13 protein-coding genes are annotated in these 13,257 nt (G+C 38.7%); 5 read left to right on the top strand and 8 right to left on the bottom strand.

Features of this window, described 5'->3' with window-relative positions; all coding sequences use genetic code 11:
- Positions 1-11: 11 nt before the first annotated feature.
- The 4 genes from N1I80_RS00455 to N1I80_RS00470 form a co-directional block, all read right to left on the bottom strand.
- Complete coding sequence (locus N1I80_RS00455) at positions 12-455, bottom strand: PTS sugar transporter subunit IIA (protein ID WP_340736023.1); 444 nt, start codon at positions 453-455, stop codon at positions 12-14.
- A 13-nt stretch (positions 456-468) separates the two neighbouring features.
- Entirely contained in the window at positions 469-1,122 is a 654-nt protein-coding gene (locus N1I80_RS00460) for an HAD family hydrolase (protein ID WP_340736024.1), read from the bottom strand.
- 21 nt (positions 1,123-1,143) lie between these two features.
- A complete protein-coding gene (locus N1I80_RS00465; RefSeq protein ID WP_340736025.1) occupies positions 1,144-2,547 on the bottom strand; it encodes a PTS mannitol transporter subunit IICB in 1,404 nt (467 codons plus the stop codon).
- A 65-nt stretch (positions 2,548-2,612) separates the two neighbouring features.
- The gene (locus N1I80_RS00470; protein WP_340736026.1) at positions 2,613-3,614 is read right to left on the bottom strand and encodes a Gfo/Idh/MocA family protein; all 1,002 of its coding nucleotides are present in this window, start codon (positions 3,612-3,614) and stop codon (positions 2,613-2,615) included.
- A gap of 103 nt (positions 3,615-3,717) precedes the next feature.
- Between N1I80_RS00470 and N1I80_RS00475 the strand changes: the two genes are divergently transcribed.
- Positions 3,718-4,521 carry a MurR/RpiR family transcriptional regulator gene (locus N1I80_RS00475; protein WP_340736027.1) on the top strand — a complete coding sequence of 268 codons (804 nt, stop codon included), beginning with the start codon at positions 3,718-3,720 and terminating at the stop codon, positions 4,519-4,521.
- Between the two features lie 61 nt (positions 4,522-4,582).
- Here N1I80_RS00475 and N1I80_RS00480 read toward each other — a convergent pair whose 3' ends face one another.
- Positions 4,583-5,266: an N-acetylmannosamine-6-phosphate 2-epimerase gene (locus N1I80_RS00480; RefSeq protein WP_340736028.1), complete on the bottom strand. Its 684-nt coding sequence runs from the start codon at positions 5,264-5,266 to the stop codon at positions 4,583-4,585.
- 316 nt (positions 5,267-5,582) lie between these two features.
- Here N1I80_RS00480 and N1I80_RS00485 point away from each other — a divergent pair, with 316 nt between their 5' ends.
- On the top strand, positions 5,583-6,770 hold the full coding sequence (locus N1I80_RS00485) for a DUF4317 domain-containing protein (protein ID WP_340736029.1): 1,188 nt from the start codon (positions 5,583-5,585) through the stop codon (positions 6,768-6,770).
- Positions 6,771-6,905: 135 nt separating this feature from the next.
- Here N1I80_RS00485 and N1I80_RS00490 read toward each other — a convergent pair whose 3' ends face one another.
- On the bottom strand, positions 6,906-8,072 hold the full coding sequence (locus tag N1I80_RS00490; protein WP_340736030.1) for an acyl-CoA dehydrogenase family protein: 1,167 nt from the start codon (positions 8,070-8,072) through the stop codon (positions 6,906-6,908).
- Between the two features lie 482 nt (positions 8,073-8,554).
- Here N1I80_RS00490 and N1I80_RS00495 point away from each other — a divergent pair, with 482 nt between their 5' ends.
- From N1I80_RS00495 to N1I80_RS00505, 3 genes are all read left to right on the top strand, one after another.
- Positions 8,555-8,980, top strand: a complete 426-nt coding sequence (locus tag N1I80_RS00495) for a nucleoside 2-deoxyribosyltransferase (RefSeq protein ID WP_340736031.1) — start codon at positions 8,555-8,557, stop codon at positions 8,978-8,980.
- A 228-nt stretch (positions 8,981-9,208) separates the two neighbouring features.
- Positions 9,209-9,484 (top strand): hypothetical protein, encoded by a 276-nt coding sequence (locus N1I80_RS00500; RefSeq protein WP_340736032.1) that lies wholly within the window; start codon positions 9,209-9,211, stop codon positions 9,482-9,484.
- A 638-nt stretch (positions 9,485-10,122) separates the two neighbouring features.
- Positions 10,123-10,347 (top strand): hexameric tyrosine-coordinated heme protein, encoded by a 225-nt coding sequence (locus N1I80_RS00505; RefSeq protein WP_340736033.1) that lies wholly within the window; start codon positions 10,123-10,125, stop codon positions 10,345-10,347.
- Between the two features lie 93 nt (positions 10,348-10,440).
- On the opposite strand, the gene N1I80_RS00510 is transcribed toward N1I80_RS00505, so the two are convergent.
- Positions 10,441-12,105, bottom strand: coding sequence for a glycosyl hydrolase family 18 protein (locus N1I80_RS00510; protein ID WP_340736034.1), 1,665 nt, complete (start codon positions 12,103-12,105; stop codon positions 10,441-10,443).
- Positions 12,106-12,242: 137 nt separating this feature from the next.
- Complete coding sequence (locus N1I80_RS00515; protein ID WP_340736035.1) at positions 12,243-13,223, bottom strand: lytic polysaccharide monooxygenase; 981 nt, start codon at positions 13,221-13,223, stop codon at positions 12,243-12,245.
- Between the last annotated feature and the right edge of the window lie 34 nt (positions 13,224-13,257).

A 13,257-nucleotide genomic window follows, 5' to 3' on the forward strand; every position in this document is an offset into this window, starting at 1 on the left:
AGTTTAGCCCTTTAAGCGGATTGTAGTACTTCCAAGAATTCTTGTTCATTTTTAGCGACATACAGTTTCTCTGTTTTGTCTTCATCTATTAGAATATCGGACAACTCCGATAAAAGATCTAAGTGACTTTCTGAGTCTGTTGCAGCTAAGGTGATAATTAGTTTTACTGGATCGAATAATTCTGAACCAAAAGGCACTGGTTCATCGAAGGTCGTAAAAGAAAGTCCTTGCTCTACTACTCCGTATTCAGGTCTCGCATGAGCGAGTGCAATGTGCTTTGTTATCACAATATATGGGCCGTTTTCCTCAACTGCCTTAATCATAGCATCTACATAGGATGGTTTTATTTTTTTAGATGCTACTAATGATTGAGCAGCTATGTGAATAGCCTCTTTCCAATCCTTAGCTTTTTCATTCACTTTTATATCACTCAATTTCACTTCATTAATTAGCATATCGACACTACTTTCATTGGAATTTTTGTATTATACTTTTTAACTCAACCTTTTCTAACGAATCAACTTTGATAAAATAATTCTGGAATGAAGAATGTTTAGTCACATCATTTGTACATACGATTGTATCGATACCTGCATTATTTCCTGCTAAAAGACCACTTGCAGAGTCCTCAATAATAATCGCTTCTTCTTTTTTTATACCCAATTCTTCAATAGCTTTGTTAAATAAATCTGGGTGTGGTTTAATTCGGGCTACATCCTCTGAAGTAATAATTACATCAAAGTGTTGTATGATGTGAAGCCTTGTTAAGTGAGTGATAGGCTTTGTCCTAGTGGCAGAAGTTGCTAAAGCCAATAAGAGATTTTCATTCTTTATATTCTTTATGAATTCCAGAACTCCCTCTTTAGGTGGAAGATTCTCACTTCTGTCTATAAAGTTTTGTTTAGTTTCCTCATTAAACTGATTTCTATCTACTATTATATCATGTTTTTTTTCTAGCATATCGAAAAGCTCTCCAGAATGAGAACCCACACAAACTAAAAACTCTTCAATTGTTAAGTCGTAATTCCAATTCTTTTTTAACCATTCACTAAAAATTTCAAACCAAATCACTTCTGTATCCACTATAACTCCATCGAAATCCATTATTACAGCCTTCAGCATAGATTAAACTCCTCTATCAACTTATTTTTCCCTTGACTCAACTAATTTATTAACTAACTCGCTATATTCTGGGGCATTTAAGTAATCAGATATGGCGATACAATGCGTACTAGGTTGTTTTTCAGAGACCCTATCCACTAAAGATTGATGCGTAACGATGATATCTGCTTCCGTTGGTAAATTACTGATTGAAATATGGAAGACTGATATATCATCGATACCGGATTTCCTTATTTTCTTCTGCAGTATATTGGCACCCATAGCACTTGAACCTAGTCCAGCATCACAAGCATATGCAATTTTAAATATGCCCGAGTAGTCTACACTTTCGATTTTAGAAGCAGTGAAGACAGAAGAAATACTGCTTTCCTTACCTTTTAGTTCTTCCATTTTTACTGCTGCTTCTTGTAACTCCGTATCACTATTCTTAGATCGTTTAACTAAAGGAATCGCAATCAAACAGGTAACGGCTGCTGAAGCTAATACAGAAATTAAAATTTGAATATAATCTCCACTAGCAGACATCATTAAAATAGCCAATATACTACCTGGTGAGGCAACTCCTACTAAACCTACATCAAACAAACTGAATAAAAATGTACCTGTTACTCCACCAAGGATTAGTGGTAATACAAGGATAGGATTCATTAAAACAAACGGGAAATAGATTTCATGAATTCCACCAAAGAAGTGGATAATCCCTGATCCCATTGCTGAACCTTTAGCGTTTCCTTTACCTGCAATCATGTAGGCTAATAATATACCTAAACCAGGTCCAGGATTTGATTCTAATAGATATAAAATAGACTTTCCAAATTCACCTATTTGCATGCTGCCCAGAGGACTTAATATTCCTTGACCTATGGCATTATTTAAGAATAATATTTTAGCTGGCTCAATAAAAATCGCTGTTAAAGGAAGCAAGTTATTATTTACTAATACATCTACCCCTGCAGATAATACACTCGTTAAAATAGCCACAAATGGCGCAATAACGATATAGCCTAACCAAGCTAAAATGGCTCCAAAAATCCCAACTGAAAAGTTATTAACTAACAATTCAAACCCCGTAGGAATCTTACCATCAATCAATTGATCAAATTTCTTTAAAATCCATGCAGACAAAGGTCCTAATATCATTGCACCGATAAACATCGTTACGTCTGCACCAAGGATTGCTCCCATTGTGGCAACTGTAGCTATTACTCCACCGCGATAGTCATGCACCGCTTTACCGGCAGCAAATGCGATAAGTATAGGCAATAAATAAGTCAGCATTGGACCTATAAACTCTTTCAAAGTAGCACTATCTATAGCAACCGCAATGGCTGTTATTATCCCCCAGGCCATGAAGGCACCTAAGTTTGGAATAACCATCCCGCTTAACTTACTCCCAAATCGTTGGGCCTTTACTCTTAATGACATAATAATACCTCCCTTTAAGGTAAATGCAGTTGAAGGCTCTAAAGCAACAGCTACATTTTTTTATATTATAGACTTACTTCTTTCCCCTCTTTAATGGACCGTTCAATCGCATCAACAACCCTTAGAGAATCCAATGCTTCCTTAGGAGTAATAATGGATTTTCTATTATTCATGGAATCATTAACAAAGGCCATAATTTCTTCTGCCAAAGCTCCGCTCACTTCTCCGTTTACATAGTACCAATGTCTAGAATCAGGATAAGAAATCCCACTATTAGTAACGAATTTTACTCCATTGTCACAAGAATCAATGTAAGCAACCCCTTTTGTGCCTACTAATTCTAATTTGTCATCAATAATAGTTGGGGAATTTTCAGGAAGAACCCAACAAGCTTCAAGACAGGCAATAGCACCATTTTCATAGGTAACTAATGCATAAATGACATCACTCATTCCTTGTTCTTTAAGCAATACGCTTCGATTTTTTGCAAATACACTCACTGGTTCACATCCCATATACCAGTTGATGTAATCGATGTCATGAATCATGACATGCATACTCAAATCGGAGGCACCAACATAGCGTTTAGGTCCTGTAATAGGACTATTTCTTCTGCAATATAAGTGAATGATATCTCCTAACTCCCCATTATCTAGGCGTTGTTTAACCATATTGAATCTTGGATCATATCTTAATAAAAATCCGACAGTAAAGACTTTGTCGTAATCCTTTGTAATTTCATAAATTGCTTGTCCATCTTCCAATTCTTTTGCAATTGGTTTTTCTAATAAAATATGCTTATTATTTTTCACGGCAATTTCAACAGCATCTCTATGAATATTATCTGGCAATACAATACTGACTGCATCAATATTCGGGTCTTCTAATAGGTCTTTGTATTCCTTGTAAACCTTACAACCAAATATTTTTTCAACTTCTGCCCTTCTTTCATCATTGAATTCGCACAAAGCTATTAATTCTACTTGGGGTAATTTACTATAAATCTCCGCGTGATATGTCCCCATTTGTCCTACTCCAATGACACCAACTCTTAGCTTGTTTTCCATTTGTACCAATCCCTTCTGTTGTATAAAACTGTTGTTTATTGCTTTTAAGGAAAATATACACTAATATGAATCTGGAAATATAAATACGTATTGGGGAGTAAATATGAATAATTCATCCTTTAAAAATAGATTACAAATTTACGAGTACACTCTTTCAACAAGTGAAAAGAAAATTGCTGATTATGTGCTCAATCATGTTGAATCCGTGCCTTTTGAGTCTATTAGTGATTTGTCTGCTAAAATAGGTACTTCGCCTTCTACAATAACTAGGTTTTGTAAAAGGTTAGATTATAGAAGTTACGTGGAATTTCAGACCCTTTTGAAAACAGAGTCTTTTAAAGTCGCAAATTACGACACGATTGCTGAAAAGGTTATTGAGTATTATCAATTGACACTCAAACAATCGAAAAGTATTTTTCAAAAAATATCACCTGAAGTTTTAGTGAATGATATTGAAGAATCTGACAAAGTAGTAATCTTGGGTATAGGTAGTTCCGGTCTAACTGCTACGGAATTCTCATTGAGACTAAACAGAATGGGTATAAACTCGATATCCGTGACAGATAGTTATTCAATGTTCGCCCAATCTGTTTTATTGGATTCAAAGGACTTAATTATCGCTATTTCAAATTCTGGAGAAACACCAGAAATAGTAAAAGCGTGTAGAGAAGCTAAAAAGAACAATGTGAAAATAGTTGCACTAACTAAAAAATATAACTCTTCTATTAGTGAAACCACGGACAAGATTTTCTATACGAGTGATAGTGATCTTTTAGAGGACGATAAATTTCACAATGACCAACTCTCTTTTTTATTCTTTATTGATGTGATTACTTATCATTTATTAAAAAACGATAAGTATAACGATAATTATAAAAAAGTTTTACATGTATGGAAGGAAAAATAATATAGTGAACAGCCAATAAAGCCCCTGAAAATTATTTTTCGCAGTTAGTGAAAAATAATTTTTATTTATTTTTAATAGCGCTTACAAATGTTTCTGTAATTAGTTTAGGACGGGTAATAGCGCTTCCTACAACTACGGAATAAGCTCCCTTTTCTAGTGATTTCTTTGCTAAATCAGGAGTACTAATATGCCCTTCGGCAATTACAGGGATATTCACGCTTTTCAAGATTTCAGTTAAATAATAAAAATCGTTTGTTGTCACATTATAATCTTTGGAGATATCTGTATATCCCATTAAAGTGGTCGAAACACAATCGAATCCTAATTTTTCTGCTTCTATAGCTTCAGAAACTGTTGAAATGTCTGCCATTAATAAGACGTTAGAATCTTTGGCTTTTATTTTCTGGATAAATGATTTTAAAGATTCATTATTAGGTCTTTTGCGATCGGTAGCGTCTAGTGCAATCATTTCACATTTTGAAGAAATTAATTCTTCAATTTCCTTTATGGTAGGGGTTATATAAATATCTGAGTCTGTATAATCTCGTTTTACTATGCCGATAATGGGTAAGTTTGTGTTTCTTTTAATTTCAATAATATCTTCCTTTGAATTTGAACGTATTCCATAAGCGCCACCTTGCTGTGCTGCTAATGCTACCTTTCCCATAATGTTTGATCCATGAAGTGGTTCATCTTCGAGAGCCTGGCATGATACTACTATGCCGCCTTTTATTCTATCCAACATCTGTGCAATCACCCTCTCTTTTGAAAATAATTTCATTTAAAATAATTAATATGAAATTATTTTCTAATTATAGACGATAGTTTTGTAATGTGCAACCATATTATTTTTAATTTTGATGATAAAGATTATTCAGGAATTGGAAAGGTGGGGGAATTCAAGGCGATAGGTTCTGACGCAATTCCGAATTGTATTAGAATCTGGTACCTTTATTGCTATAATAAGAAGGTGTCAAATGCCGAATAAAAGCTTTGACGCTCTTTTTACATTCAAAACGTAAGTGTTAGATTCGATATGCTAGTCGGGAGTTGAAGTTGAGATGAACAAGAAGGATATTGCAGCGATTCGCAAGCAATTTAAGTTGGATACGGATTTACTGAAAATCACTGAAATTTACAAGGTGTATATTAGGCAGGAGAGCAGTGAATTTTATCATGAGGAAAGTCAGCCATTTTCTCTTTTGGACAGGGAGCAGCAGGAGTTGTTTCTGAACAATTTTAAAAAAGTGTTAGGTGGAAAATTGGGTTTAAAACTATTTGAGGTGAAGTTTCGACAGCAAGAGGAGGAGCAAACGGACCATACGCAACAACTTTTATATGAGGGACTCCAAACGGCTGAGGTAGAAGATTGGAAAGAGAATATGCAAAGCATTGCCGAAAAGATGGTGCAGGACGTTCAATATGAAAAGGACATCGTTGTGACTTTTATTCGCGGGACTTATTTTAAACCGACGAAAAGGAATCATGAGGAAGAGGAAGTCGCTAAACGGGATGAAGTGTACAAGAACCCGTTTATTCTCTGCAGTATGAATCAGACCGAGCTGCCGAAACGGTCACTTGTTTTTGATTTCAACGAGAAGGAATTTAAGTCACAGGACATGCTCGATCCGATTATCAATTTAACATCTCCAATCGGTGGATTTTTGTTCCCGGTCTTTACGGACAATGCCGCAGACGTCAATCACATCTTGTATGCTGCGGGTAAAGCGAATAAGCCGAATTACGAGTTTGTCGAGAGTGTGCTGGACGGCGAAGAGGTGATGACTGCTGATGACGATAAAGCTGTCTTTGAAGAAATTATAAAAGAAGTGGTTGGGAATGAAGTGAGTACCAAAACCCTTGCCAGTGTTTATGATGAAATCAACAGTATGTTGGTTGTAGAAGATGAGGGGGAAGAGGAATACCTTCCTGTTCTGGATACGAAAGAAGTGGAACGTGTGCTAAAGGCAAGTGGCGTGAAGGATGTCAGCACGGAAAAAGTGGAGAGGGCATTTCAGACTGTAATCGAAGACAAAGCCTATGAAATGCAGGCGAGTCATATCGTTCCAAGTTACACAACTAAGTCCATCAAGATTGAAACGAAAGTGGCAAATATTGCAATCAGCCCGCAAGACTTGAGATATGTGAGGCAGGTCACTGTCAATGGCAAACGTTGTATCTTGATTGAGGTGGAAGAAGACACGATGATTGAAGGGTTTACACTGCTTCCGGAAGAGTTGTTGGAATAGCTGTTATTCTCTTTGAAAATTGTGCAGTGGAAAAGATCTAACTATAAATACGTTCTTTATGAGAAAAAATACCACGTCCTAAACGGATTTTAGCGTTTAGAACGTGGTATTTTTATTCCATAAGGGATTGCTATACTAGGGAAGATTCGTGTTTTGATCTTGTTCAATGGCAGACAATGCCAACTTTTTAATGGTCATGTCATCCATTGGTGGATTATGCAAACCTGCTCGGACATCGCGGTAGTGGCGCTGCAAAGGATTGCTGCGCTGCAGACTTTTGGCGCCGACGATTCGCATCGCTTTATCGACAATTGTCACGGCTGAGTTGGTGACGGTATGCTTGACGACACCAATCTCATTGGACAGTAGACTTCTTCGGGATTCATCGTCATACATTTCCGCGACGCTGTAGATCAGGTGTCTTGCTTGTGTTAACGCCAAATCCATTTCACCGATGAGCTGTTGAACGTTTGGTAATTGGCTGATGGGTCCGTTTAGACTGTTTGGCTTATGGTTATTGGCGAAGTGGACGGCGTAGTCACGCGCGGCTTGTGCGATGCCGAGATAACAGGCGGGAATGTGAAGAAGCCAAGCGTTTAGTGTCCCGCCACTTGGTGCATCTGGAAGTTCAACAAGCTTTGAAGCTTCAACGCTGACGTTATCGAGCACTAAATCATGGCTTGCGGTTCCCCGCATGGAAATAACATCCCACGTTTCTTCAATGGTAAGCCCTTCTAAATCCTTATGCAGCAGAAAGAAGCCAATCCTTTGTTGTTCTTCAATCCAGGCCGATGTTAGAAAATAGGTGAGAATGGGGGAGGCGGTTGTGAAAATTTTGCGTCCCGATAGAACCCAAGCCCCGTCTTTCTGGATGGCGGTTGTTCCAGGGCGCCCACCACGCGTCGGACTTCCCGTTTGTGCTTCACTAGCAGTCCGATTTATCAATGCTCCGTTTAGTACTTCCTTGGCTAAAAAGTCTAAGTTGTCGTCCGTCCAAAGTTTTTTCTCGAAAAGCTCGCCAACCACGCCAAGATTCCAGCCGATGGAAAGAGCTGTGTTAGCATCGAAGCTAGCAAGTGTTTCTTGGAGCAGCACCATGTCGTAGACGGTTAATCCCGCACCCCCGTAAGCTATTGGAAGCGTACTGCTGGTATAACCGATATCCACTAACGATTGAATATTTTCTTTTGGAAAGATGGATAACTCATCAATTTCGGCTGCTCCATCTTTGAATGCTGCTTCTTTATCATATAGTTTTTGCAGCCATTCTTTTTGACGTGCTGTTTTCGCGAATAAATTCATCGTATTGCGCCTCCTCATGTCGTCGAAAATAATAGTAAGAGTATACAATGATTATAATCCATATTTGTTTAGTTAGCTTTGAAAGTGAACGCCATTTTTTCTTAGTGACTTGGAACATCAAGTATATCAAAATCGAATAACTATGAAGGGTACCAGAGGATTGCGCATTGGTACCCTTTTAATTAACTTATAAGAGGGCATTAAATTGCGGAGAGTGCTAGCTAAAAATAGTGGTTACACCTATTATTGAAAGATGGGTTGTTCCATCATGGAAGGATCGCCTGTTTTGAGTATGCAGGAACTTATACAGGGATTCAAAATAATCCATTTTATGAGCAGTTTTCTAATAAAGTATAAGTCCACAGTCTGTAGTGGTTTTTCATGGGAAAGACTAATTTTTAAACGTAGTGTTGAACTTCGATTTTATTTCGCGGGTTCAACCGATGCAAATAGCTAATAAAAACTAAAGGAGATTAAGGAAAATGAAAAGAGTTTATTTAGCCAGCCCGTTTTTTAATGACAAGGAGATTGAATGCTTAGAACAGGTCGAGAAAATTTTGGCGGAAAAAGGTTTGAAAGTATTCTCACCGTTTAGAAATCCAATTGATGAAAGTGTTGAGGTTGGTTCACGTCAATGGTCAATTGAAACATTTATGGATGATATAAAACATATTAAGTGGGCGGAAATCGTTGTAGGTATCTATCATGGTAACTATTCGGACAGTGGAACAGCATGGGAACTTGGTTACGCTTATGCCACTGATAAGCCTGTTATTTTAGTCCATGTCGGCACAAACAGTAATTTAATGGTGCATGAAGGTTCACATGCAAATATTACTTTAGAGGAGCTTAAAGACTATGATTTTGACCAATTAGCTAGCTCTTTCTATCCAGGTGAAATGCTCTAATGGTTCAATTGAAGAATATTTTTTGATTATGGGAAATATGCAATTTGAGATTTAACAGCTAGGGTTTTGAAACATTTTATAAAAATTATAAAATGAGTGATGTGTTTATTTTTGAAAGAACTACTTATTATAAAATTGAAATAGCCTCATCCGTGCATACTTTCAGGATATTTTACAATACTAAGCTTATCGTTACTTATCTTGTTTGCAGGAAGGGAAGAGGTATGAGTGGCTAAGCGTTCAGATACCAGTTGGAAAAAGGATAATCCAAACACTTTTTTAAGCAACTCTGTTCAAAAGGCAGATCGTGCCGTAAAGCAAGCGATGTCACATCCTGAGGAGATAGCGGTTGAGCATGCGTTCAATTCGATTTCACGTGCAGAGAAGGCATTTTCGAATGTAGAACAACATAAGGAGCGGCCGAATTCAGTCGAGCAAAACAAAGAACAGTTAGACCTGATGAAGCAGCAATTGAACGATGTCCGGGAGATTGTGGAAGAGTAATCATATGTGATAATGACCCCCGGAGGTTTCGTAAAGCCTTTGGGGGCATTTTATATCTACCTAATATTTGTAAATATTTAAATATGAGCTGAAGCACTAACTAAGTGATTGTTTGTAAATGCCAACTTCTTACACGAAGTGATTAAATTAATGATTCCGTTTCGTCTCTCTCACTGATAATATCTCAGTGTCAGCTCCGTATTCTCCCCTGATTACTTTCCTTGCGCCGACGGGGGTTCTCGCGGTGACTTGTTTGAGTTCTCTTGTACCGTTTAGTTCCATCTCCACAAGGAAGCATTTTGATCCACACATCATATGAATTCCTCATTTCTTACGTTTTTCTTTTCATTTCCTTTATTGTAGGCTAACTCTGCCTTAATGGGAAATCTACCGCCATATCGATTTGGAAGAGGTCGTATATCATCAATCATCAAGCGTTGTTAGTAAGATTCTTTAGTTCGGCCCATTCTCCATTTCCGCATAATATCCTTCATTGTAGACATATCCCTTAACTTATAACTCTACTGAGGGGCCGTATTGGTCTTGCTAGCTTAAATGAAATTCAATTTTTAGACTTCTACAAATTCGTTTGTTATATTTCATATATAAGTTATCTTGAAAACTAGGGGAGGATTTTTATGGCTGACTGGCTTACAAGCTTAAAAACGGAAACACCTCAACAGGGATTTGAATTGGCGATTACATTGGCGCGAAAAGGTGTAGGGTATACGCAACCTTCAGCAGAGATTCGACAAGCTTTACGCCCGGTGTATGAATCGGATGCAGATAGTCTGACACTGGCATCGCAAGTCATTGCTATCCATTTTCAAACAGTAGCGCTTGCTAATAATCATTGGAAATGAATAGATTATTAAAATAGGTACCTGACTTTAAAACAAGGTTGAGTTGTTTTAAAGCTAGGTACCTTTTCCTGTTGTTGTTTTCACCAATCAGATTTAGTTAACCAATTCCCACACATCACTCGTACTCGGTGTTTCACCAAGCGTCCACCATTTCGCTTTGTATGTTTGACCATCGAATAGGATGATGTCGCTGCCAGTGTATATGTTAGCTTTGCTCCACTCACTAATTGTTGGTTGAGCGCCAGTCTCTGCACCTTTTGTCCATACATCACTAGAGCTAGGCTTTTCGCCAACAGTCCACCATTTCGCTGTATAAATGTTGCCGTTAAAGAGGACGCGGTGTCCAGCTGTATACGTTTTCTGACTATCCCAATCTGTTACAAAATGAGAGACTGGTGAATCTGGCGTTATGCCATTTTTAAATTCATCGTTAATTGCCGAGAGTAATGTGTATTGACGATCGGATGATAATTCCCAAATCATTGCACCACCGAGCCCTAGGTTTTCGATATAAGCTACTTTTGCTGCAATGGATTCTGTATCATCATACGTAACGAATTGCTTAGTCGTTTCGTTAAATAGGTAAGGAACTTGTGCTGTGTCATTCCAATAGCGTGTATAGCCGTTTTTGTCGACGTAATTCGCTACTAAATCATCATATTCTATAGTACCTGCTTCCCATGTACCTGTACCGGCTCCTTGGCAGTTCAAATAGCCGCCGTTTTCTACGTTATTTGTATCGCCATCACAGTTCGCCCATGACTTGCCGTAAAAAGGGAGTCCCATCACTAATTTTTTAGCAGGTACACCATTATCTAAATGACCTTTGATAGCTGTTGCTGCATCTGCCCCAGTATTGTTAACGCCCGCATCCGCTGCCTGGTAATCACCAAATAACGGCGCGTTATGCCCACTAGTAGACTGCCATGTACCACTGAAATCATAGGTCATGATATTGATAAAATCGACGACCTCGGCAATTTTATCTAATTCATTATTCACAGGGTAGGACAGACTTGCACTGGAAGCGATTGTTAATAAATACTCTTTGCCATCCTCTTGTCCAGCCTTATCTAATGCATTTCTAACATCTTGTAATAGTAGTGTATGGTTCTGCTTATCCTCAGGGCGATTGCTGTTGCCTTCGAGTCCACCAGCTACTGGATATTCCCAGTCAATATCAACGCCATCCATTTTAAATTGACGCACAAAATCGACTGCTGAATTAGCGAAGTTCTGTCTCAATTGCGGATCAGCCGCAATGTCAGAGAAGCGATTAGACCATGTCCAGCCACCAACTGAAATTAATGTTTTTAGATGTGAATTATCTACTTTTAATTGTGCTAGTTTACCAAGATTACCGTAAAGTTCATTGACTCCACCGTCGAAGCTACCTTGAAAATCGCTTTGTGCATCAATCCAAGGGTCACCGAGTACGACAGAGCCATCAGCAATATCTGCTGCGGCAGTTCCATCACCCTTATCACATACTGCCGATGCGGGGTTGCCATGAATACCATCGAAGCAAACATCTGCGAAAGCGTAGTTAATATGCGTCAATTTACTTGGATCCAAATCTTCTACTTGGAAGTCTCTTCCGTAGGCACCCCAAGCGATAAAGTACCCAACGACCTTGTACTCATCGTCAGTAGCCGCAGCAGCCCTTACCGGTGATAAAGCTGGAAGTAAGGCCAAGATTAACAGTATACATAATGCAATAAGTGACGTTTTTTTACGGTTCACGTATGTCAATTGCAATGGTTCTTCCTCCTTGTTTGTTAGCTTTATAAGGAAAGCGCTTACAAGTATAAGTTTCTCGGGCCCTCTCCTATCTAGTAAATACCACCCGCTACTCATCTAGAAAGATGGCGGGTGGATATTTTTGGTGAAGATAATTATATTACAATTGACCATTCATTACTTGTACTTGGGTTACTTCCTTGTGTCCACCATTTAGCTTGATAAAGGATACCGTTGTACGTAGCTTTGTCTCCAGCTAAGTAGACTTTGCTGGCACTCCATTCATCGGCAGAAGGATCTGGTGTTACGCCGCCATTACCATTGTCACCACCACTTCCATTCACAAGTTCCCAAACAGCTGATTCACCAGGTTTTTCACCTTGTGTCCACCATTTTGCCTTGTAAGTAGAACCGTTGTAAGTGACTTCTTGTCCACCCGTGTAAACTTGTGTGCTGCTCCAAGTTCCAGTGCTAGGATCAACCGGATCTACAGGGTCTGGATCCGGATCCGGAGTTGGATCTGGATCAATCGGTGGGTTTGTCCCGTCGAAGTTTGCATCGATCACATTATAAAATGCATTTGGTGTATCCGCAACTGTCCAAACAGCAAGAATAACGTGATAGCCAGAACGTTCAGGAACGTTAATGTTATGCTTTACTGTGAAATCTGGGCGTTTACCACCATCATTAACTGTGTGAAATAGCTCAAAATCTGCACGTTTTAAAGGTGCATCTGGATTCCAACCTGGTTTTGTGATGAAGTATTCCCACTTAGCCGTTGCGTGCGCAGCAGTCAGTGTCCATTCGAAAGTATTTGCACCACTTTGCATCGCCACTTTTGTCCAACGATACTTAGATTGTTCATCGAGCTTTGGAAAAACATTGGCGCCAGCGATTTGTCCATCTGCTGGACCGGCTTCTGGGAAGTTCTTTGGTGCTTCCAAGCTTTGTGGTTCATATTGGACGCCACCACAATCAATATTAGCACCCGTTTTGCATAGCAACCCGCGGCTTTCTGGTTGGCTGACATAGCCGTGCGCTGAGGCTGTGCTTGAAAAACCGAGCGTAAGCACTAACAGTACCAGTGCTCCTAAAACAACGAACAACGATCTTGCATCGAACATGCGTAATTCCATTCTTCTCATTCCCCCTAACAAGTTTTTAATGTAG

This window comes from Sporosarcina sp. FSL K6-3457 (genome assembly GCF_038007285.1).
Taxonomy (GTDB): domain Bacteria; phylum Bacillota; class Bacilli; order Bacillales_A; family Planococcaceae; genus Sporosarcina.

Bases quoted from the DNA above. Each gene is read 5' to 3' on its own strand.
- N1I80_RS00455 (WP_340736023.1), bottom strand. From the start codon at position 455: ATGCTAATTAATGAAGTGAAATTGAGTGATATAAAAGTGAATGAAAAA.
- N1I80_RS00495 (WP_340736031.1), top strand. From the start codon at position 8,555: ATGAAAAGAGTTTATTTAGCCAGCCCGTTTTTTAATGACAAGGAGATT.
- N1I80_RS00505 (WP_340736033.1), top strand. From the start codon at position 10,123: ATGGCTGACTGGCTTACAAGCTTAAAAACGGAAACACCTCAACAGGGA.
- N1I80_RS00515 (WP_340736035.1), bottom strand. From the start codon at position 13,223: ATGGAATTACGCATGTTCGATGCAAGATCGTTGTTCGTTGTTTTAGGA.
- N1I80_RS00475 (WP_340736027.1), top strand. From the start codon at position 3,718: ATGAATAATTCATCCTTTAAAAATAGATTACAAATTTACGAGTACACT.
- N1I80_RS00485 (WP_340736029.1), top strand. From the start codon at position 5,583: ATGAACAAGAAGGATATTGCAGCGATTCGCAAGCAATTTAAGTTGGAT.
- N1I80_RS00465 (WP_340736025.1), bottom strand. From the start codon at position 2,547: ATGTCATTAAGAGTAAAGGCCCAACGATTTGGGAGTAAGTTAAGCGGG.
- N1I80_RS00480 (WP_340736028.1), bottom strand. From the start codon at position 5,266: ATGTTGGATAGAATAAAAGGCGGCATAGTAGTATCATGCCAGGCTCTC.
- N1I80_RS00460 (WP_340736024.1), bottom strand. From the start codon at position 1,122: ATGCTGAAGGCTGTAATAATGGATTTCGATGGAGTTATAGTGGATACA.
- N1I80_RS00470 (WP_340736026.1), bottom strand. From the start codon at position 3,614: ATGGAAAACAAGCTAAGAGTTGGTGTCATTGGAGTAGGACAAATGGGG.
- N1I80_RS00490 (WP_340736030.1), bottom strand. From the start codon at position 8,072: ATGAATTTATTCGCGAAAACAGCACGTCAAAAAGAATGGCTGCAAAAA.